Annotated in this window: 21 protein-coding genes; 17 read left to right on the top strand and 4 right to left on the bottom strand. The window is 43.0% G+C overall.

The features are described from left to right. Positions 1-131 precede the first annotated feature (131 nt). The 5 genes from R8G66_04525 (at position 132) to R8G66_04505 (ending at position 6,439) form a co-directional block, all read left to right on the top strand. On the top strand, positions 132-962 hold the full coding sequence (locus tag R8G66_04525) for a hypothetical protein (GenBank protein ID MDW3191600.1): 831 nt from the start codon (positions 132-134) through the stop codon (positions 960-962). Positions 963-1,186: 224 nt separating this feature from the next. Then, on the top strand, positions 1,187-4,546 hold the full coding sequence (locus R8G66_04520) for a carboxypeptidase regulatory-like domain-containing protein (protein MDW3191599.1): 3,360 nt from the start codon (positions 1,187-1,189) through the stop codon (positions 4,544-4,546). Between the two features lie 147 nt (positions 4,547-4,693). Further along, positions 4,694-5,095, top strand: a complete 402-nt coding sequence (locus R8G66_04515) for a hypothetical protein (protein ID MDW3191598.1) — start codon at positions 4,694-4,696, stop codon at positions 5,093-5,095. 15 nt (positions 5,096-5,110) lie between these two features. After that, positions 5,111-5,812, top strand: a complete 702-nt coding sequence (locus R8G66_04510) for a helix-hairpin-helix domain-containing protein (GenBank protein MDW3191597.1) — start codon at positions 5,111-5,113, stop codon at positions 5,810-5,812. 57 nt (positions 5,813-5,869) lie between these two features. Further along, positions 5,870-6,439, top strand: coding sequence for a hypothetical protein (locus tag R8G66_04505; GenBank protein MDW3191596.1), 570 nt, complete (start codon positions 5,870-5,872; stop codon positions 6,437-6,439). Positions 6,440-6,518: 79 nt separating this feature from the next. Here the strand turns inward: R8G66_04505 and R8G66_04500 are convergent, their stop codons facing one another. Further along, complete coding sequence (locus R8G66_04500; GenBank protein MDW3191595.1) at positions 6,519-7,130, bottom strand: SprT-like domain-containing protein; 612 nt, start codon at positions 7,128-7,130, stop codon at positions 6,519-6,521. 141 nt (positions 7,131-7,271) lie between these two features. Next, positions 7,272-8,579: a ribosome biogenesis GTPase Der gene (der, locus tag R8G66_04495; protein MDW3191594.1), complete on the bottom strand. Its 1,308-nt coding sequence runs from the start codon at positions 8,577-8,579 to the stop codon at positions 7,272-7,274. 331 nt (positions 8,580-8,910) lie between these two features. Between der and R8G66_04490 the strand changes: the two genes are divergently transcribed. The 4 genes from R8G66_04490 (at position 8,911) to R8G66_04475 (ending at position 11,084) form a co-directional block, all read left to right on the top strand. Next, positions 8,911-9,078, top strand: a complete 168-nt coding sequence (locus R8G66_04490; protein ID MDW3191593.1) for a hypothetical protein — start codon at positions 8,911-8,913, stop codon at positions 9,076-9,078. A gap of 44 nt (positions 9,079-9,122) precedes the next feature. After that, positions 9,123-9,725 carry a hypothetical protein gene (locus R8G66_04485; GenBank protein MDW3191592.1) on the top strand — a complete coding sequence of 201 codons (603 nt, stop codon included), beginning with the start codon at positions 9,123-9,125 and terminating at the stop codon, positions 9,723-9,725. 42 nt (positions 9,726-9,767) lie between these two features. Next, positions 9,768-10,361, top strand: a complete 594-nt coding sequence (locus R8G66_04480; protein ID MDW3191591.1) for a hypothetical protein — start codon at positions 9,768-9,770, stop codon at positions 10,359-10,361. Between the two features lie 111 nt (positions 10,362-10,472). Beyond that, entirely contained in the window at positions 10,473-11,084 is a 612-nt protein-coding gene (locus R8G66_04475; GenBank protein MDW3191590.1) for a hypothetical protein, read from the top strand. 131 nt (positions 11,085-11,215) lie between these two features. Here R8G66_04475 and era read toward each other — a convergent pair whose 3' ends face one another. Further along, positions 11,216-12,097 (bottom strand): GTPase Era, encoded by an 882-nt coding sequence (gene era / locus R8G66_04470; GenBank protein ID MDW3191589.1) that lies wholly within the window; start codon positions 12,095-12,097, stop codon positions 11,216-11,218. A gap of 386 nt (positions 12,098-12,483) precedes the next feature. Between era and R8G66_04465 the strand changes: the two genes are divergently transcribed. From R8G66_04465 to R8G66_04435, 7 genes are all read left to right on the top strand, one after another. Next, positions 12,484-13,200, top strand: coding sequence for a hypothetical protein (locus R8G66_04465; protein MDW3191588.1), 717 nt, complete (start codon positions 12,484-12,486; stop codon positions 13,198-13,200). Between the two features lie 264 nt (positions 13,201-13,464). Further along, positions 13,465-13,962 carry a hypothetical protein gene (locus tag R8G66_04460; GenBank protein MDW3191587.1) on the top strand — a complete coding sequence of 166 codons (498 nt, stop codon included), beginning with the start codon at positions 13,465-13,467 and terminating at the stop codon, positions 13,960-13,962. A 107-nt stretch (positions 13,963-14,069) separates the two neighbouring features. After that, the gene (locus R8G66_04455; GenBank protein ID MDW3191586.1) at positions 14,070-15,389 is read left to right on the top strand and encodes a cytochrome P450; all 1,320 of its coding nucleotides are present in this window, start codon (positions 14,070-14,072) and stop codon (positions 15,387-15,389) included. 768 nt (positions 15,390-16,157) lie between these two features. Then, positions 16,158-16,445: a hypothetical protein gene (locus R8G66_04450; GenBank protein ID MDW3191585.1), complete on the top strand. Its 288-nt coding sequence runs from the start codon at positions 16,158-16,160 to the stop codon at positions 16,443-16,445. Positions 16,446-16,674: 229 nt separating this feature from the next. Then, entirely contained in the window at positions 16,675-17,010 is a 336-nt protein-coding gene (locus tag R8G66_04445) for a helix-turn-helix transcriptional regulator (protein ID MDW3191584.1), read from the top strand. Continuing rightward, positions 17,007-19,604 (top strand): ABC transporter permease, encoded by a 2,598-nt coding sequence (locus tag R8G66_04440; protein MDW3191583.1) that lies wholly within the window; start codon positions 17,007-17,009, stop codon positions 19,602-19,604. The genes R8G66_04445 and R8G66_04440 overlap by 4 nt, the downstream gene beginning before the upstream one ends. A 70-nt stretch (positions 19,605-19,674) precedes the next feature. Then, a complete protein-coding gene (locus R8G66_04435) occupies positions 19,675-20,730 on the top strand; it encodes an alkaline phosphatase (GenBank protein ID MDW3191582.1) in 1,056 nt (351 codons plus the stop codon). A 7-nt stretch (positions 20,731-20,737) separates the two neighbouring features. Here R8G66_04435 and R8G66_04430 read toward each other — a convergent pair whose 3' ends face one another. Continuing rightward, positions 20,738-20,914 carry a hypothetical protein gene (locus R8G66_04430; protein MDW3191581.1) on the bottom strand — a complete coding sequence of 59 codons (177 nt, stop codon included), beginning with the start codon at positions 20,912-20,914 and terminating at the stop codon, positions 20,738-20,740. 398 nt (positions 20,915-21,312) lie between these two features. Between R8G66_04430 and R8G66_04425 the strand changes: the two genes are divergently transcribed. Continuing rightward, a complete protein-coding gene (locus R8G66_04425) occupies positions 21,313-22,473 on the top strand; it encodes a cytochrome P450 (protein ID MDW3191580.1) in 1,161 nt (386 codons plus the stop codon). Positions 22,474-22,478 lie beyond the last annotated feature (5 nt).

The following is a 22,478-nucleotide window of genomic DNA, read 5'->3' as shown; positions in this document are numbered from 1 at the left end:
TCCTTGGTCAGACACCCTGAAATTTTCTAACTTTTGCTGAATTTTCAATCAGAAAATATTCTAACATCACGCGCTAAAGGCGTTTTTTCGTGCACTTCAAATGGACCTAAGATTAGTAAATAGATATTAGGATGTCAAAACAAATATTAATCGGAGAAGCAGGCGGATCAGGTACCCAATGGCGGCTTTCAAAGGGCGACTCCAAAGTAGACCAGTTTGTTACTGTCGGCTATAATCCACAAAACAATGCAATAGACGATCTGTTGCATGAGTTGCAGCAACAATTGACGGATACGCAAATCATTGACCACCTATACTTCTATGCTGCCGGATTGATTACAGTGGATCATTTTCTGGATACCAGGCATGCCTTCCAACGACTGTTTCCGCAAGCTCAGGTAGAAGTACAGAATGATGCATTAGCTGCTGCGCGTGGTTTATGTGGTAAATCGGCAGGCTGGATCGGTTTTTTAGGTACAGGCTCCGGCATGGTTTATTATGATGGAAAGGCCATTTCTAAGCAAATCGATTCTTTGGGGTTCATTCTCGGAGATGAGGGGAGTGGTGCGTACCTTGGAAAGATCCTGACCAGAGACTATTACCGCGGACAGATGCCTGAAGGTTTAGCGAAAGCACTCAAACCGCATTTTGAAGACCTGGGCACAGAGCTGGGAAAGATCTATCGAACAAAACAAGGGAATGCACATTTGGCCCGGTTAGCGGCTTTAATTGCTCCGCATTTGACCCACCCGTATGTTGATCAGTTGATTAGAAATGCCTTTAGAGCTTTCTTCGACGCCTTTGCACCAGGTGATATTTCTTCACCAATTCAATTCACTGGGTCTATTGCTTTCCATTTCAATGGAATTCTTCGTGAAGTAGCGATCGAAAAGCACTTGTCAATCGGACGAATTGTACAATCTCCAATAGCGGGACTGCTTTTGTATCACGAGGTGAGATAATACAACGTATTAATTGGTTTTTGTTCGATTCTGCGTCGTAACGGACGTTTTTGTAAAAAAGCCCAGGTCGCCGAATTATTTATTGTTACCTAAATGTTAATTATGCATTCGTTCTAAATTAAGGGAATGTTAAGTCTTTTTTGCGAAACTTAATTTTGTCGCAAAGTCGTTCGCCAGTGGAAGGTTTAGCTTTGCGGCAGTAAAAAAACCTATCACTTAAAGCGATGAAAAAAACTCTACTATTATTTTCTGTTGCGATGGTAATTTTCCTCGGCGATGTTTTCGCTCAGGGAAGTACTACTGCCTCTATGAGAGGTAGAATTACCGATGCTAACGGAGAAGGCCTTCCAGGCGCAACTGTGCGCGCTACGCATACTCCCACCGGTTCTGAGTGGGGCAACGTAACCGATCTTGATGGTTATTTCCGACTTCCTAATATGAACGTAGGAGGTCCTTACACTGTTTCAGTTTCTTACATTGGATTCGAGACGATCGAAAGAAACAATATTTTCTTGACTTTGGGTCAGACATTCAAGTTGAATGAGACATTGCGAGAAAATGTAACTGAGCTGGAAGCAATCGTAGTATCTGCCAACCAAGGTGAAATCATTGATGGTAACAGAACAGGAGCTTCTACTTTCATTGGAAAAGAGACGATCGAAGGTTTACCAACGGTAGGTAGATCTATCGGCGACTTTGTAAGATTGACTCCTCAGGCGCAAATCTCTGAAGGTAACGATGGTCTTTCTTTGTCTATCGGTGGTCAGAACAACCGGTACAACGCGATCTACATTGATGGTGCAGTAAGTAACGATGTTTTCGGATTGGCTGGTTCTGGTACAAACGGTGGGCAAACAGGTGTGACGCCTATTTCATTGGACGCGATCGAGCAGTTTAATGTATCTATCGCTCCTTTTGATGTAAGACAGTCAGGTTTCGCTGGTGGTTCCGTTTCTGCGGTAACTCGAAGTGGTAGCAATGAAGTAGAAGGTTCTGCTTACTTCTATACCCAGAATGAAAAAATGGCGGGTGTAACTCCTCAGGAAGACGGAGAAGATTTGGAAGAAACAAGACTTCCTGACTTTACTTCTCAAACTTATGGTTTTAGAGTTGGTGGTCCAATCATTAAAAACAAACTGTTTTTCTTCGCTAATGCTGAATTGCAGCGCGATGAAATCCCTCAGCCTTTTGAGTTTTCAAGATATGATGGAAACGCTACTCTTGATGATGTGAACCGATTGGTTTCTCACCTGGGTACTTTAGGTTACGATCCAGGAACTTATACCGACAATACCACTTTCCTTGATAGTGATAAATTTCTGATCAAATTAGATTGGAATGTGAACGATAATCACAAGGTTTCGATTCGTCACTCCTATACCGAGGCTAGAAACCTGGAGGCAAGAAATTCAAGCAACAGTGGTTTGAGGTTCCAGAATGGTTCTGAGTTCTTCAACTCCACTACTAACACCACTGCGCTGGAATTGAAGAGTACTATCGGTGCAAACATGTCAAATCACCTGACTGTAGGTGCGACAATTGTTCGTGATGATAGAGATCCTTACGATACTTCTAACGATGGTCCTTCTATTCCTTTCCCTGCGGTATTCATCGACGATGGTCGAGGTGGGTTCCAGTTTGGTTCTGAGACTTTCTCTACTGCCAACTTGCTGGATCAAGATGTGATCACAATCACTAACAATTTTGAGTATTACAAAGGCAAGCACACGTTCCTTGCTGGATTCAACGCAGAATTCTATACAGTAACCAACCTGTTCATTCCTTTCAACTACGGAGATTATGGATGGGAGAGAAGCACTCCTATTAACACTGCTGGTGATGCAGATGGAGGTTCTAACCTGGATGACTTCATTGCAGGAGAGGCTGCGGATGATTATATCCGATCTTTCTCTTTGAGAGATAATATTACCGGTGATGGTACTGCTTCAGGTGTGGAATTTGGTGGTGCTTTGTTTGGCTTCTACGTACAGGATGAGTTTCAGGCAATGGACAACTTGAAATTGACATTCGGTATCCGAGGAGACATTCAATCATTTGATGATACTCCGGTTAACACCACTTTCAATAACGAGACGCTTCCTTTGATTTCTGCACAGGGCTATGACCTTGGTGGTGCACAAACTGGACAATTCATTAAGTCTCAGTTCTATTTCTCTCCTAGATTCGGTTTCAACTGGGATGTGAACAATGACCAAAGAACGCAGGTTCGAGGTGGATGGGGAATCTTTACTTCAAGAATTCCTTTGGTATGGCCTGGTGGCGCATTCAACAACAATGGTGTGAACCGTGGTACGGTGCTTGACTTCCAATTGGCGGATGATGCAAGAAGACTTAGAGATTGGGACGATCAGCCAGTAGGCGGTGGACCTGATGGAGACGGCTTGGATGCTAGCGGCAACGTGATCACTCAGATCGATCCTAATAGCGTTTCTCCTTCAGGTGATATCGACCTGTTTGTAGAAGACTTCAAAATTCCTCAAGTATGGAAAGCTAACCTCGCTGTTGATCAAAAAATCGGAAGCACAGGGTTGATCGGTACCGTTGAAGGTCTGTTCACTAAAACGATCAATCAGGTTTACTACCAAAACGTCAATTTGAGAGCTGATCCTGTTGGATTCCTGGAAGGAACTCCGGATGATCGACCAATCTTCAACAGAAGAGATGAGGTAGATGATACTTACGGACGAATCATTCTTGCGTCAAATAATGACCAGGGTTATGCATACAATGTGACTGCCAGCTTGACTAAGCCTATGGAAAATGGATTGGCAGCTAACTTCTCATATTCTTATGGCGATGCTTTCTCTGTCTATGATGGAACATCTTCTCAGAACTCTTCTCAGTGGAGAGGTATATACACAGTAGACGGAAGAAATACCTTCAACGAAGCATGGAGATCTGACTTTTCTCAAGCACATAGAGTACTTGCTTCTGTGACTTACAGAAAGGAATATGCTGGATTCCTGGGCTCACAAATCACTTTGTTCTACGAAGGCCGATCTGGAAACACATATAGCTATATCTATGGCGGTGGACAGAACATCCAGAACGAAGATTCTCGAAGCAGAGCTTTGGTTTACATTCCTGCTAACGAAAGTGAAATTGTTTTGGTGGATGGTGCTAACGGATTGTCTTCTGCTGAGCAATGGACTGCCTTGAATAGCTTCATTGAGAATGATCCTTATTTGAGTGAAAACAGAGGACAGTACGCAGAGAGAAACACAAACAGAACTCCTTTTGAGAATGTCATTGACTTGAAATTCTTGCAGGATTTCTACCTGGAGACTGGAAACGGTAAGAGAAACACCATTCAGCTTTCTTTGGATATCTTCAACTTCACTAACTTCATCAGTAGCAGCTGGGGTAAGAGATACAGAGTTCAAAGAGGTGTTGAATTGTTGGAGTTCGAAGGATTCCAGGATGGAACAAACATCCCTACATACTCATTTCAGCCTTTCAACGATTTTGAGCCTAACGAAGCGAATTTCGGAAACTTCGATGACGCTGGATTATTCAGCGCTCGATGGAGAATGCAATTTGGTATCAGATACATCTTCAACTAAGATCATTTGATCAAAATATAGAGGAGAGGCTGCCCGAAAAGGCAGTCTCTTTTTTTATGCCCTTTTTGGTATCTAATATTTTTGGCTGTTAAGATTTTCAAGGCTGTGATATTTTTCAGCTGGCCATCACTAGCTTTGCGAGCTGTTATGGCTAAACAGCGCATAGGTCTTATATTTCTGATCATGGTCTTCGGCATGCTGGCCGATCTGCTGTTGATTGAACATTTTGAAAGCTTCTGGCAGTTTGTGCCAGTCATTTTTCTGGTGGTTACAGGAATAGGTTACTTCATGATCTTGAAAGGAACCGGATTGTCTTTGTTTCGTGTTTGGATGTATGTCGGCATGCTCGCAGGAGTTGTAGGAATTTACATGCATGTCAAGAACAATTGGGAATTTGCGATAGAGCTAAGGTCCAATCTGAAAGGTTGGGACCTGATCACAGAAGTAGCCACCGGAGCCATTCCGGTGATCTCACCGGGTTTTTTGATCCCTATCGCCATGTTGGGGTTATATGTCGCTGATCAAATCAAAAATGAATATACTAACTGATAATAATTCGCACTAATGAAAATTAAATATGCATTCATGATGCTGGCTTTTGCTGGCTTACTTTGGTCATGTGGATCAGGAGGAAATTCTGAACAAGCTGCAACTGAAGCACCTGAAACGACAGAAGAGAGCACTCAAGAAGTTGCTGCTGAAGAGGGAAGCGAAGATGTACTTAACCCGAATCTCGCTTCAAAAGAGCAATTAATGACTGTGGCTGGCCTTAATGAAGCACAGGTAGATCAGATCATTGCTGGTAGACCCCACTTGAATGGCGCAGTTTTTGCCAAATGGATAAAAGACATGGTTAGTGAAGAAGATTATGAGGCCACCGCCAGTCGAGTTTTCTTACCGATGAACCTCAACACGACGGATGAAGATGATTTCAAACTAGTACCAGGAGTAGGGAATAAAATGGCTCATGAGTTTGAAGAGTACCGCCCATATACCTCAGTAGAACAGTTTAGAAGAGAGATCGGAAAATACGTCGATGAGGCTCAGGTGTTGGATTATGAGCAATTTGTATTCGTACCCCTGAATCTGAACACGACCCCTGAAGAGCAATTCAAAATGATCCCTGGTGTAGGAGATAAGATGGCGCATGAGTTTGAAGAGTATCGTCCTTACAGCTCGATGGAACAATTTCGTCGCGAAATTGGTAAATACGTAGACGAGAACGAAGTAGCACGATTGGAACGTTTCGTGACCTTAGGAGAATAGATACTGGTATTGGGTAGTTTGTCCCTGATACCAATTACCCCTTACTAAATACCATATATGCATACGATAGAACCCTATCATGGCTGGTTGAATTATTACGATTCCAGCCTGGATGATCAAAGCCCATTTCATGGAAAGGAATACAACTATGATTTGTATTCAGAGACCATTTATGGGTACTTCATTGATCCGGGATGGGATTTTATGGGTTCGGAGACCCTCTACATGAAAGTGCTTTACGCCAGCTACAATGAAGGCTATGTGATCCTTGAAATGATCGGGGAGTGGAATGATGCCATCAATAACGACATCATGATATTCAAGCGTAATATCATCGAGCATTTCCTACACATGGGCATTTCAAAATTCATCCTTGTTGGTGAAAATGTGATGAACTTTCACGGAAGCGATGATTGCTACTATGAAGAGTGGTTTGAGGAGGTTGAAGATGGCTGGATCGCCCTGGTCAATTTTACCGACCATGTCATTGATGAAATGCGCAACTACAATATCGACATGTACCTCAACGTCGGAGGTACCCTCCAAATTAGCAACTGGCGTACAGTCACACCCATGGCCTTCTTTATGAAAGTAGACCAGCTGATAACGAGGCGTTTGACGGTGTAGACTTGGTCATGCTGAGTTTGTCGCCAGCTTGCCGTCTCCGCAGAAAGTATGACAAATAGTAAAAATTAACCTATAAGGTTTAAGAGGTTTCTTCAACCACCCCAGCAATCAAAGCAATCAAATACTTGCGCTTGGATTTTAATTCCTGACAGATGGCGCGGGTGCGGCGGACTTCCAGCTTTTGGTAGGTTTTGCCATTGAATTCGAATAGGCCGCCGATGGGTACTTCTTTGAGAAGGATCTCGCCTTTGTCTTCATCGTACTTTCTGAGTATTTGATACAGTGCGGGATCAGAGCAACTGGTGGCTTTGGGGCTCGCAAAGTGTTGGGTCAGTGCCTGTAAGATGTCAGGGGGGAAGTTCTGTTCGTTGAGGACCGGTTGAAGGGTCTTCTTGAACATATTCTTCCATTCCTGTCCATGGGGAGCTACTTTTCGTCCGTATTGCTCAAAGGTGAGTAAGTGAGCCACTTCGTGGAGGTAGGTGATCAGGAAACTGTATGGGTTCAGGTCGTTGTTGATGGTAATGGTCTGGTGCCCTGTCCGATGGTCCAGTCGGAAGTCTCCCATCTTCGTTTTTCGACTCTTTTTGATCTTGAATTCAAAGTTGAGCTGATTGTAGAGCTGGTCGCAGTAGTCTACAGCCGGCGAGGGTACGAAACGTTGGAATACTTGTTTTGACGTGGTGGACAAAGCAGGTTCAATTCTTTTTTGACGTCATTCCTGGCGTAGTTCAGGAATCTCATTCTTATTTCTACTGTCTAATTTTGAGATTCCTGTATTCACAGGAATGACGGATATAAATTTAAAATGTCAAAAAAGAATACACAAAGATTACTTCTTCCTAAACACTGCTTTCAAGGGCACTCCCTGATAATCGAACTTCTCTCGAAGCTTATTGACCAGAAATCGCTCATAGGACTCTTTGATATCCTTGGGATGGTTACAGAAGAACGCAAACGTTGGGTTCCTCGTCGGCAATTGCGTGATGTACTTGATCTTGATGTACTTGCCACGAACCGCAGGAGGGGGGTAATGCTCAATCTCTGGGAGCATCGCCTCGTTAAGTTTGGAAGTAGATATTTTCTTGGCCTTATTTTCGTAAACTTGGATGGCTGTTTCTATCACCTTGAAGATCCGCTGCTTTGTCAACACACTTCCGAAGATAATCGGGATGTATTGCATGGGACCGAGTTTCTCCTTGATCTCATCGGTGATCTTTTTCGCCGTATTGGTTTCACGCTCTGCCAAATCCCATTTATTGACGAAAATCACTGCTCCCCGACGGTATTTGTGTGCCAGGGAGATGATGTTCATGTCCTGGGATTCCAAGCCACGCTCTGCGTCAATCATGATGATAGATACATCACTGTCTTGCAGCGCCTGAATGGCCCTCAATACTGAATAGAATTCAATGTCTTCTTTGACCTTGGCCTTCTTACGAATACCAGCTGTGTCCGTCAGTAAGAAATCTTTGCCAAATAGGTTGTAGCGACTGTTGATTGCATCTCGTGTGGTTCCTGCAATGTCTGTAACAATGCTTCTCTCTTCACCTAGTAAGGCATTCACAAAGGAGGATTTACCTACGTTGGGACGTCCCAGGATAGCAATCTTGGGAAGGTCTGATCCTTCGATTTCCTCTTCATCTTCCATGTGGTTGACGACTTCATCCAGTAGTTCGCCGGTGCCTGAACCTGTCATCGAGGACAATGGAAATATGGTATCCGTCAGTCCTAAGGCATAGAACTCATTGGCAACAAAAGACTTTTCCTGATTATCGGCTTTATTGGCCACCAGAAATACTGGCTTATTCACCTCCCGGACCACATTGGCAAAGTCCTGATCGAGTCCATGAAGACCATCGTGACAATCTACCATGAACAGAATAGCAGTCGCTTCTTGCAATGCTTCTTTCACCTGGGTTCGGATGGCACCCTCAAAGATGTCTTCGGAACCTTCTACGTATCCTCCAGTATCAATAACCGTAAAATGTTTACCATTCCACTCACTCATCCCGTAATGCCGATCTCTGGTCACTCCGGGCTCATTGTCCATGATCGCCTGCTTCTTTTCAATCAGTCTATTGAATAAAGTGGATTTGCCTACATTCGGGCGACCTACGATTGCTAATATATTTGCCAACTCTTTCCTCTTCTTGCGGTGCTACAATTACAAAGCGCAAAAGTACCACTACTTTCTGATCCTATGATTTTTAGCCGAACATCAACAGGAAATCATCCGATGAATTGATGGCCGGAAGAACCCATTAATGCGAAGTATGTCAAAATGGTTCATCAAAACCTAATGATTCGCTTTAACAGCTAGCTGAATTTTTGTTGCCGCTTTCCGGTGGTGAGAATTTCACTTAACCGAACTTTCGGTGTGTTGATCGAAGAAAGGAAGGGCTTCGGCCAGTTTTGGTTTGATATTTGGTTGTCCTAAGCGAAATTCATCATTGTAAACCGCTATTTACATGAAAAGCTTAGACAATAAAACGAAGTACTTCGCGTACGATTCTATTCTATCATTCGCTGTGAGTTTTTCTCGGAGCTTGATCGGCCTGGGATTATTGGTAGGTGTACTTTATGGAGGAGCGCTGCTATTGGATTCGGCATTCGACCTCCTTTTTAAGATGCCCTGACTTATTCTGTAAGTCCTGATTAACTTTACTACAAAACAACTGTCATGAAAAAATCATTGGCTTTTTTCGTCATTGTCTTATTACATTTCCCTTTTGCTTGCCAATATGACGATGGTGAATGTGGTACGTTTGATGATAAAGGCCGCTATGCAGGAATCGATTCAGATCTTGGTACCTATTTTGAGGAATTAGGGTTCAGAACCTGGACCAGGGAAACACCACGATCTTATGAGGAATTTTATCTTCGGGTATTCCCGGAAGATATTGAATACTTTTCTAATGTCGTACCTGTATTTTCATTGACTTCATTGGCATATGCCTGCAGTCCTCCAGCTCCGGAATTTCCCTTGATAGAAGAAATTTCTATTGTATCAGATACTGCCTTCATTCACAATAATCAACAAATAAACGAGGGAGATCTGGTCAATCATCTGTTTCGGGTTCGAAATTCAGGCAACTTATCAATTGCCGGGTACATCGAGGAGCAAAACAGGGATTCTTATTTATTTGGTGATTTTGGAACATCAATCATTTTGGGATTGAGAGATGCACCTACCGATACGCTGGAATCCAGTTTCAGTGTGGCCATTGAATTGGCAGACGGAACAACACACCAAACTCAGACCCCTGTTTATAGGGTTTATTGACGATAATTCATTGCTACTTGGTTTTACTGTAGAACAACTGTAATGAAAAAAATACTAGCTTTATTAATAATTTCATTATTGCACGTTCCTACGAGTTGTTTAGTGGAATGCGGCCCATTCCCTCAACGATTAGGAAGACCATCATTGCTGCTTTCAGAGATAGGCACCTTCTTTAATGAACAATTCAATCAATGGCGATTGTTAAGACCTATTCCCTGGCAGGAAAGCGCCATCAGGGTATATATCGACGAGGTAACCTTTGCCACTCATGAACCTGAAAGGAATCTCTCCTTGAGTTCATTTGCGATGGCCTGTGATCCACCTTTTCCTGAATATCCATTGGTGACGCGGGTTGATATGATCGTCTCATCGGCATTCGTCTTTGCCGGAGACGTATATGCCGTAGGAGATACGGTTAGCCATTTGTTCAATATTGCCAGTGAGGAGGGATCACCTGTTTTGAACTTCAGCGAGCCTGAAACTGCCAGATATTTGCCAATTGCGGATTTTGGAGAAATGGTTTTCCAATGGAATGAAGCCCCGGGAGAAACGCTGGAAACCAATTTTCGTGTGGTTGTCACCTTTGAAGACGAAGTGACGCTTGTCACGCAAACACCTGATATTTCTATTTTCTAGCCCTTGTTGTCTGACATGATGATGAAGCACATTTGTAATGTATCTGATATAGTCATCAACAGGAGCTAGAAATGATTTGCTTTAAAAAGAGGAATAATGTTGATTTGAACCATGAAACAGCTCTATAAAATCACATTTTTGTTTGTTTTGACGCAGTTCCCAATGAGCTGTATCATCAATTGTAAAGATGATGATGATCCGGTGAATGCTGAGATCACCGCGATCGATTCTGAATTTGTTTACTTCAGTGATATTAATGGTCATCGTGAACATACAGGTACCGCGACTTTATTGCATACCGATGCCGCGCTCCGGATCTATGTTGAAGATCTAAATTACATTCCAGTGGCCAACAACTGGTCTTTTAGCCTGATTTCAGGAGCCTATGCCTGTTCCCCAGCTCCAAATGTGATTTTCGAGCAACAGATTGATGAAATAGCCATCGTGGCTGAGGATGCCTTTACTTTTCTTGGTTTGGAATTTCAGGCAGGAGATACTGTGAACCATATCTTTCGGGTAAGGAATTTCGAATCAGCCTCCCTGAATGATTTCATCGCTGAGCAAAATTCCTACCCTGCCTTTTTTGGTGAGATAGGGTCCGATCTCTTCTTGCAACTAGATGGAACCGTGACCGATCCCATCAGGGCCAATTTCAATGTGTCTATCACTTTCAAAGATGAGGTCATTCACCAAACAGCTACACCAGAGTACCGGGTGCATTGAATGGTGGGATAGATGTTCACTAATCATCGAGCTAAACGATTAACCAGGGCCTCATTGATTCTGATTGTATTTTAGTTTCCAGACAGTTGCCCGTCCTTCAGGCCGATACTCCGGAATTCCTGGTCTATTGATCAGTACCCGAATTTTTTTAACTGCTTGTCTTTCTTTCGCCAGTCTTTTTCAACCTTCACGTACGTCTCCAGATGGACTTGTTTTTGAAAGAACGATTCCATGTCTTTTCTTGACTCAATGCCTACTTTTTTCAGACTTTGTCCTTTATGGCCAATGATGATGCCTTTTTGGCTGTCGCGTTCCACAAAGATCTCAGCACGCATCCGAATGATCTTTTCTTCTTCTTTAAATTCTGTGATCACGACCTCACAGCTATAAGGTACTTCCTTCTTATAGGTCAGGAAGATTTTTTCACGGATGATCTCGGAGGCAAAGAATTTTTCAGGTTTATCTGTGAGTGCGTCCAGTGGGAAAAAGGGTGGATGTACAGGTAGATGAGTTTTGATTTTGTCAAAGAGTAAATCCAGGTTGGTTTTGTCCAGTGCAGATACGGGGACAATTTCTACGTCAGGTAGAATTTCTTGCCAGTAGGTGATCTTATCCTGCAATTGGGTGCCCTGAGCCAGGTCAATTTTGTTGAGTACAAGAATGGTCTTGAAAGGACCGGATAATACTTGTTGTACAAAATCCGTTGAATCATATTTCTCACCAAGCTCCACAACAAACAAGACAATGTCTGCATCCTCCAGAGAAGCCCGTACGAAGCGCATCATGCTTTCCTGCAACTTGTATTGAGGATCGATCACTCCTGGCGTGTCACTGTAAACCATCTGGTAGTCCTCACCTGACATGATGCCAAAGATTCGATGACGGGTAGTCTGGGCTTTAGAAGTAATGATCGATAGGCGCTCGCCGGTCAATGCATTCATCAAGGTGGATTTGCCCACATTGGGTTTGCCCAGGATAGAGATGAATCCGGATTTGAAGTTTAAATCATTCACAGGCGCAAAAATATGCAGTATCCTTCACCTTGACCTACGTCCGTTTGAAACCAGTGATCATCCGATTGAGTTAATGTTTTCCCGATTCGGTTCCTTAATATCCCTTTTCGGGCTTTCATTCTATATGGAGCTTTTTGGCTGAAAGTGTTCGAAATAACACGTTTATATGCATCATTTGTACGGAATCGTACGTTAATGAAATTGACTGAAACTTCTAACATCCAAGACAATGACCGTTCGATCTGTTAAATATCCCGATTGAGTCGTGTAAAAGTCCATTTCGGCACGGATTATGCATCCTGGACATCCGAAGGGAGTCATTAGTACGTTAGTATTAGTACTCAAAAGGTCAAAAAAACAAAGTCAAAAACTCAAAGAGAAGAACTATGAAATCGTTCGTTATTTATTGTATTGCCCTGTGCGTAGCCACTTTTTCATTTGCACAAAAAAGCATCGTCATGGGTCAGACGGCTATTGATGATAGCCGCTATGAGGGTAAACAAAAGAACCCTTATCTATTTCAGGAATTTGCAACAGCTAAGGCCACTAACCTAAAGAAAGGTGAAACAGTTGAATACCTGATCAACTACAATGGTCATTCCAAAGAATTTGAATTCATTCATAAAGATGTAAAGTCAGAAATGGATGCGGGTTATTATGATGTCATCGAAGTAACTGATTACACACCCAGTGAGCATTATCCGGCAAAATTTGCTTCCTCTACCATCAAATTCATGAAAGGTTTAAACCCTAAGAAGCCCAAGTCTTTTAGCCTGGTGGTGTACGAGGATGAAAACATTGTGCTATTCAAGGATTTTGTTGCAACTATCAACAAAAAGGAATTCAATGATCCTGCGAGAGGGGTAGTGAACATCGAGACATTTGCGCCTCGTTTCAATTATTACCTGCAAGTAGGAGATGAGACCAAGTCAGTTGGTATGAATAAGAAAAAGGTATTGTCTGCACTCGATCACAGTAAGGTTGAGATTTACATGAAGAAAAATAAAATCAAACTCAAAAATGAAGCTGAATTGGTACAATTGATCAGCTACTATGCCGAGTTAACTAATGCAGGATCTACTTCTGTAGCTGCAAATGATTAAGAAACTAAATCACAAACTAAGTAGTAAATTCAAAGAGCTCTCCTTTTAGGAGAGCTTTTTTTTCCAAGATGATCAAGAGCAAAGGCAACCAAGACCATCAATTCAGCCTGATTATATCAACAACTCTTGAATCAATAAGGATGGAGGATAGTAGCTCCCTGGCAATGTCCCGCTTCTCATAGGGGGAAGATCGGAATAGTGAATGATATTTTCCTTCCATGAGGACATCAAGCTGATCATTTTGCTCTTGCGTCACTGATGTTTATGGGCAAAGCGCTTCCTCGAAAATGGAAAGCCTATCAATTCGAATCAAAGCAAGCAGATACGGTCTTTGCAGCCAGAAGAGGCCTGGTTGTTGAAGTTGTGAAGGAGTTTGGTGTTGATACTACGAGCCATTTTCAACGTAACCGGAATAGCATCATGATCGAACATAATGATGGTACGCTCGCCGGGTATCAGGGGTTTGCCAGAAATGGTGTCTTTCCGAAGGTAGGGGATAAGGTGGAAGTCAATACAGCATTAGGTACGATCAGGGATGGAGAAACCCGGGGAGCCCTCCATTTCATGGCTTATTTTCTGGTCGGTTTCGATTATGACCAACAATCCTCGGCAAATGAATTCATTTCTCCTGAATTTGCGACAAATAAAGGTCAAACTGTGTTGATGCCGCAGAAATACTACATTGTTGCTCGATCTGAGGAATTGATCTTGCAGGAAATGAGTAAAAGAGAACGGAAGAAATACCTTCAAGCGAATAAGTAACTTCTTTATTAACCAAGGTTTTCTTCAAATGTGATACACCTAGGAATACAAAAATTACCCTTTTTGTTCGGGTGTTCTTGTCCTCTACACAATAAATTTGACTGGTAATGAGCGATCTCGGCTTCAAAACTATTCCCAAACACGTGATTCTTTCCCGATTACCACGTGTCATGAAAAACCCTGTACCGGTCTTTGACCAAAACCTCAAGGAGTATGGAAATCCTTATGGCGTCTATATGGCAGACGGCAATCTTGGGATATTAACCTCCAGGCCTGAGATCATCCGCCATGTACTCCAGAAAAATCATCGGAACTATGAGAAGTCGGACATCCAGACCAAACACCTGGCTGCTTTTCTGGGCCGAGGCTTGTTGACCCTGGAAGGAGAGGAGTGGTTGCAGCAACGCAGGCTGATCCAACCGGGATTCCATAAACAGAAGATCGAGAACTTAAAGTCGCTGATGGATCAGACCATTCATGAACACCTTGACAGTATGATAGCGTTCGGTCAAGGGAGCAAGGTCGTGGATATGCATGCTGAAATGATGAACATGGCTTTTCATATTGTGGCCAGATCATTGTTAGGTACTGAAATTGATCATCGGGATATTTCTCAAATTCGGGAATCGGTGGATGCATCTCAATACATGTTGATCCGACTCATTCGTTTGCCATTCCTAACCTGGTATTATCGATTGAACGGCCGTTTGGGGAAAGCTTACCGGCTGGTGGATGAAACGAACGCCAGGATCATGGAGCACGTAAAGCGACGCAGACAATCCGAAGACTCACATGATGATCTGCTTGACATGCTCTTGCATGCGAAATACGAAGATACAGGGGAAAGTATGTCCGATCAGCAGCTCCTCTTTGAGCTATTGATCATGTTTGTCGCCGGACATGAGACTTCTGCCAACGCCCTCAGCTGGTGCCTCCATCTCTTATCTAAGCATCCTGAAGAATTAGAAAAGATCCGGAGTTTGACAGGAGAGCAACAAACCACATACATTCGTCAGGTCATTCAGGAAGCCATGCGGCTTTATCCTCCGGCCTGGATCACAGATAGGAAGGCATTGGAAGAGGACGAAGTGGGTGGTATTCGCATACCTAAAGGGTCAATTGTCGTGAGTTATATCTATGGAACTCATCATCACCCGGATTGGTGGTCAGATCCGGAAAAGTTTGACCCGGCTAGATTTACCGAAGAGCAGTCCAAACAGCATTTACCATTTAGTTATTTGCCGTTTGGTGGCGGACCCAGATTGTGTATCGGCATGCAATTCGCTTTGATGGAGATGGAATTGGTACTGAAACATTTTTTGGAACGTTTTGACTTTCAAAGCCTGAAGCAAAAAGTGGAAATTAACCCTTTGATTACATTAAACCCCAGAGGATCAATGCCAATGGAGATCAAGCTTAGAAATTGATTTAATTACTGATAAAAGTTCCTCTTTTCCCCGTTCAATTCCTCTTTTTTCCAGTTCAAAATTTTTTTGATTTTTTGGGCGACAAATGGGGGGCAACTCTTGAAATTTACTTTGTAATGTTTCTAATTTTAAGTCTAGAGCTTGCTGTTCACTTTACGTGAACCCTAATTTGGTATTACTTAAATATTAAGCATTGTTATGGGGATTTTTATTGTTTTAGGTGTCATGGTTGCTATGTATCTCTTTGCAAGATGGGAAAGCAATCAAGGTAATCTTTCCGATTAAACAAGATCCTGTTACACCGACAAGACGATCAAAAAGTTATTTTAAGCGTTCATTAAGCTTCTTTTTGATCGTCTAAGAACACCACAAAGTTTGGCCTGACCTTCTGAGGTTCAGGCCTTTATTTTTTTTCCAGGTCCCGGGTTCTTACACAACGATGATCCGGATTTCCTAATGGTTTTGATGGTTTGTAAAGGCAGGTTTTTCGAGACCGCTTACCTTGGTACCCTTCAACCTTTACAAGACAAAACACTTAGTATCAACTATTAAGCTACTTGCACATTAAGAACCGTATGAAATACTCAGCGATCACTTTGTCTTTGATCTTGCTTTTTTTGTTCTGGGACAAGATTTAATGAAAAGACGATACATGTATTGAGCAATTATTGTACAAGGCAAAAGAACACCCAGATCAAGCTTTTTTTTATCTCAGTAAAGCGAAAGCAGAAATTTTTGCACCAATTGAAATGGGTCTGTAGTACATCGATGTTATCATTATCAGCTGGCCTTCCTGCAATGGCCAACCATTTTTCTTCGTCTTTATCATCTTACCCCAAAGCGGAATATGGCGTGCTATCCGGAAAAGTAACTGCACCTCCGACCATCTCCGGAGATCAGCAAGCCTATTTACTGGATGTCAGTTTACCCAATAAGTTGGTTACTTCTCATAATGAACCCATCGAATTCCGTCATGAGATCACCGGTGCTGCGAAAGTCATTACGCATGACCTTAGGTTGCTGGAACGTTTCTTTAATCGTTTTAAGGATTTTTGATTGCTAATTGCATCATCATGTCGATTTGATTAAGTGAAATCGACATGATGTCATCCACATTTTGGGCACCCGACAAGGGTATCTCTTTTGTGATTTCCTTTGAATACAATTGATTTTTTTGTGGAAAGGGTTTTATTAGGCTTAAAAACTGAACTTTTCTTATTTGTTTCACTTTTTATACAACTAATCTGATTAGTTTCACGTTTTCTACAACAAATCAATTGAGCAGATGAAAGGAATTCATTTGGGAGAATTAGAAGAATTGGTACTACTCACGGTGGGCTCACTTTATGATGAAGCCTACGGAGTTGCCATCATGGATGAGATCAAGGAGCGGACGGGTCGAGACCTGAATGTGAGTGCCGTTCATGCGGTGCTACGTCGGTTGGAAGAGAAGAAATTTCTCAGCTCCAGAATGGGAGGGGCCACCAATGAACGGGGTGGTCGTCGCAAGCGATTGTTCAATCTGACCAAAGAAGGCAAAGGCGCCCTGGACACCTCCATGTCAGTCAGGAGTTCATTGTATCAGAGCATTCCCGATCTCCGTTTCAACTTCTCCTCATGAGCCTGCCGGAACCACCCAAATGGGCCGTGAGGTTTTTGCAGTGGTACTGTAAGCCCCAATTTCTTGAAGAGATTGAAGGGGATATCTACGAATTATTTGACCGGAGAGTAGAAACGGAAGGCTTGAAAAGCGCCCGAAGGAAATTCGGCTGGGATGTGTTCCGCTTCTTTCGATGGTCCAACATACAAAGGTCAAACTCAAATAAAATGAATCAATTAGGACTCTTTAGAAATTACCTGAAACTTGGTTTCAGGAGCATTCAACGCAATGTATTGATCTCCGCCATCAATATATTCGGATTAGCCATTGCCATTGGTGTTGGTCTCACTACTTACATTTTTGTGGATCTACAGCTGAATTTTGATCAATTTCACACCCACAAAGATCGGATCTATCAAATTGTCAACGAGGTGGATGATGAAGGCGAGGATCGAATATGGGGCGATTCTCCGGTTACATTAGGGCCGGACTTGTTGAAAGATCATCCCTCTGTTGAGGCGTTCACGCGAATAGAGTACGTTCGAGGTAATGTGAGGTACAAGGACAAGGTCCTTGATGAACTCATGGCCTTTGTCGATGATGCTTATCTGGATATTTTCGACTTTGCCTTGCAAGATGGGGATGTCAATGCCCTCAAGAACAATGATCAGATCGTTTTAAGTTACGATGTAGCTAGAAAATATTTTGGAGATGTTTCTGCAATTGGGAAAGATCTGGAAATCAAATTTGGGAACAATCGAATCAAACGATATACCGTCGGAGCGGTACTGCAGGACTATCCCTATAATGCCGGATTGCGGCTAGGGATTCACTTGCCATTCAATGAAATATACGACCTGGGTTTTCGTGAAAGGAAGCATGCCCTGGGTTCGTTGATTGATGCCACTTTCATCATGATGCGGGAGGGGCAGGACATTCGCAGTATTTCTGCTTCATTTGATAGCTACAGAGAGGCCTATAATGGCTCCGATCCGGAATGGGAAATCTTGAGTTTTATACCAATGGGGCTGACCGACATTCCTATGAAAGGGTATGAGATTTATTCTTCCGTTATTCCTTCATCACATCCTGCGGGTAAGGTTGCATTATCCATCATTGCCTTGTTTCTGTTATCTATGGCTTGTTTCAACTTCATGAATATTTCTATTACAGGGGTGTCGAAAAGACTAAAGGAAATTGGATTGCGTAAAGTTATGGGAGGTGTCAGAAAACAGATCATCTATCAGTTTCTTGTTGAAAACCTGATCCAAACCATGTTTGCATTGGCAGTTGGTACCCTGATCTCATATTTCTTATTCACACCTGGATTTGATATGCTTATTCCTGAGCTCGATATTCAATTCAGGGCGCATGACTGGCAGGACATGGTCACTTTCTATGTCACTTTGCTGGTTGTTGTTGGGTTGGTTTCCGGAGCTTATCCTGCGATTTATGTGTCGAGGTTTGAGCCGATAAGTATTCTTCGAGGAACCAATAAGTTGAAAGGGAAGAATCTCTTTTCAAAGATCTTGCTGGGATTCCAGTTTTTCATGGCCTTCGCGACCATCGTCGCCTGCTTCGTATTCACGGATCAGAGCATTCATCTGAAAAACAAGGCATGGGGGTATAACCCAGAAAACATCCTGTTCGTGAGTGTGAGAGATCAGGCCACTTTTGAGCGATTAAGAAATGACTTTATTCATCATGAGGATGTTAGAGCTCTTTCAGGTTCTACTGGCCAGGTTGGTTGGGCTAACCCGAAGCAGTCATTTGATTACCTCGATCATCAATTTTCCATTCGTGTATATGAAGTAACCGAGGGTTATTCAGAAGTGATGGGATTCAAACTCAAGTCAGGACGGTTTCTTACCGATCGGGAACAAGATCAGCAATCGGGGATAATGGTCAATGCGACCTTTGTGAAGCGAATGAATTGGCAACAGCCTATCGGCCAGTCGGTCGTACATGATGGGACAAAACTCACGGTAGTAGGAGTGTTGGAAGACTTCTACCACAGTGATTTCTTTAATGCGCTAGATCCAGTCATGATTCGCGGACTTAGAGAACCCGCAGATGTCAGGTACTTTTCAATGAAGGTAGCCGAAGGTAAACTCCTGGATATTGATAGTCAGCTTATGGCCCTCTGGAAGGAAGTCAACCCTAATGATATGTACCGAAGACAGTTTCAAACAGATGTTTTCGATGATTTTTATCAGGAAACAGATGCAAACATTTCTATCGTAATCGTGCTTTCAACGGTAGCTATCATTCTAGCATGTCTGGGGCTCTATGGATTAATCTCTTTTCATATTCAGGCCAAATTGAAGGAGTTCAGTGTTCGCAAAGTACTTGGCGCGGCACCTAAAGCCATCGCATCCATTGCCAGCAAGCAGTACTCCTGGGTCATATTGATCTCTTTTGCCATAGGTGCTCCCATTGGGGCCATGGGTATTTTGGAATTGATCAAGGACGTTTTTAGTGAACCTAAGCCCGTATCTGCTGCACCATTTATAGTGGCACTTTTTATGATTGTTGTAACGTTGGCTTTAACCGTAACAGGTCAGGTGTTGAAAGCCATCAAAGTAAACCCTGCGACGATTTTGAGGAGTGAATAAAATGAAGAATTAAACCCTTCATAACATCATGACTTAGGTTTTCCGACTTGGGCACCTTTATTTTGGCCACATGAGAGTTTGCACGTTGATCCTTGCCTTTCTTGTGGCCAAAATTGGTTTAGCCCAGGATACCCCAAACATTATTTTACTCATTGGTGATGGAATGGGACTTTCCCAGATTTCCGCAGCGATGTACCATGCAGAGGAACCTTTGAATTTTGAGCGATTTCAATCCTATGGGTTTATCAAAACGCAATCTGCCAGGCAGAAAGTAACCGATTCGGCGGCAGGAGCGACGGCTTTTGCAAGTGGTGTCAAATCCTATAATGGTGCCATTGGAGTAGATGCAGATACGGTCAGTCAACCGACCATTTTGGAATACTACAGAGAACAAGGCTATACGACAGGTGTGGTGGCGACTTCTACCATCACTCATGCGACACCTGCTTCTTTTTATGCCCACGTACCTGCCAGAAGGATGTATGAGGAAATTGCCCTACACTTATCAGATGCAAATGTGGACTACATCGCAGGTGGAGGCCTGAATCATTTCAATGCCCGGGAAGATGGCCAGGACCTGATAGAAAAAATGAGGAAACAAGGTTATGAGGTCAATACGGATACTTTGGCCAGATTCAGAAGGGTGTCACCTAATCGTAAATATTTGAACCTGATGGCTGCTGATGCGATGCCTCGAATGTTGGATGGCAGGGGAGAGTTTCTTGAAAATGCTACCCGAAATGCACTGCGATACATGGAGAAAAAAGAAAATCCATTTTTCCTGATGGTTGAAGGTTCGCAAATCGATTGGGGTGGGCATGCGAATGAGCTGGACTATGTGGTGACGGAATTGCTGGACTTCAATGAGGTGTTGGAAATGGCGTTGAATTTTGCTGAAAAGAATGAAAATACCCTGGTGATCGTAACTGCCGATCACGAAACCGGAGGCCTGGCCCTTGCCGGTGGAGAAGGTTATGTCGAGATCGATTATAAATTCTCAACGGGAGGCCACACCGCTACGCTGATCCCTGTATTCGCCTTTGGCAAAGGCAGCGAGAAGTTCAATGGCATATATGAAAACAATGAGATCTTCCATAAAATGATGGAAGTAGTCAGGGGAGAATGATTAGATTTTATTGGCGCTTATTGGAAATGTAAATACCGTAAGGATCAAGCGTTAAAAACTGATCGATCAATGTCACATTTTCCTGATACATGATCGTTCCTATGTCCACTCGTTGGATTGAAATAGCGGTTTCAGTAGTATTGATGATCACTTGAATCGACTCTGTTCCAAAAGGATCTCTCAAAGGTTAACACTGCTGATTGATCCTTGAAGAGGAGGTGATAGGTGCCTATCTGCAAAGCCTCGTGGGTTTGCCTAATCCTGATGAGTTTTTGATAATGGATCTACATCGAGTTTTTATCAACCTGTTGATTGGAAAGCGCCAATTGCTCAATGGCGTCTGTATGCCAACAGCCGCATAGGCACCACTTTGTTTTACCATTTTCTCTCCATATTCATTCCATTCGGATTGTTCTCCTAAGATGCAGACTTGTGGGTTCATGTCTCTGTTATGTATTATGTAAGTCATACGGATGTTACTTATCGTTTATATGATAGAATAAAGTATAAATTGGGTAAAATAGCAGATGAATATTCAAGGGTTTGTCCAGTAATTTGAGGTTACTTTAACCGAACACAGGCATGAAAGCGAGTGAATTTCCCGATCCTTTTAAGACAGCCCGAACAACAGATGGCGTACTTCAAATGACTGACCATGGGGAGTCCGTGCATATGGTGCTGCGGATGGATGACCTTCGGGCATGTGCTAAAAATTGGGAAACATTCAGTTCCGGTACGGCTATCCCTGGTCGCATTGTAGTGCCCTCTGAGGAAGATATTCGGGAGGTAAGACAAATTCCGGTAGAAACAGATCCTCCGGTTCACGCTGCTTTTCGCAAGCTGTTGGATGTGTGGTTTAAACGTCCTTTGGATAAAGCTTATCAGGAAGTATTGGAGAAAATGATCGATGAATTATTGGATGAAGTGCTTCAAATGGATCGTTTGGAAGTGGTTTCGGATTTTGCACTGAAACTTCAGTCGCACGCGTTGACTTTACTGCTCAATGTTCCATGTGAGGAAGCAACCACCTGGATATCCTGGGGAACCCACGTATTCAGAAGTGAAGCTACTTCCCTGGATAAAGATAAATCCGCGGTATTGGACGATTACATAGCCCGGCAAATTGATCAGGCCATAAAAACTCCCGGTAAGGATATTTATTCTCAGCTTCTGGCTGCCGAGGTAGATGGGCGGAAACTGACTCGAGAAGAAGTTCATGGCATTTCGAACCTCACTTTTGCCGGAGGGAGAGACACGGTGATCAATGTGATCACCAATACGTTCGCTTACCTCGCAGAAAATCCCCAACACCTCGAACAACTGCACCAATCACCTAGAATGGCAGCTTTAGCGGTAGAAGAGCTCGTGCGCTATTTTGCTCCATTGACGCACCTTGGCCGCATCAGCACGAAGCAAACGACGGTTTGTGAACATGCCATTCAGCAAGATCAGAAAATCTCCTTGTGTTGGGCAGCAGCCAATCGTGACGAGTCTGTATTCGATCATCCGGATGAAGTACAGCTGGATCGAAGGCAAAATCCACATGTTGGGTTTGGTTTTGGTCATCACAAATGTTTAGGAGCAACCCATGCGCGTCAAGTCATCCGATTGATGCTGACCCAATTAGCGAATAAGGTAAAATCCATTGAAATTTTAGATTATCAGGAGAATCATGAAGGGTTAGGGGATATTTCCCGGAAGGTAGGTTTTGATGAACTGAACGTGCGGCTGATTCGAAGGTAAACTGT

It is taken from the genome of Cytophagales bacterium, assembly GCA_033344775.1.
Lineage (GTDB): Bacteria > Bacteroidota > Bacteroidia > Cytophagales > Cyclobacteriaceae > JAWPMT01.
The sequence above is the reverse complement of the archived record's forward strand: the minus strand, read 5'-3'. Positions and strand labels throughout refer to the sequence as shown.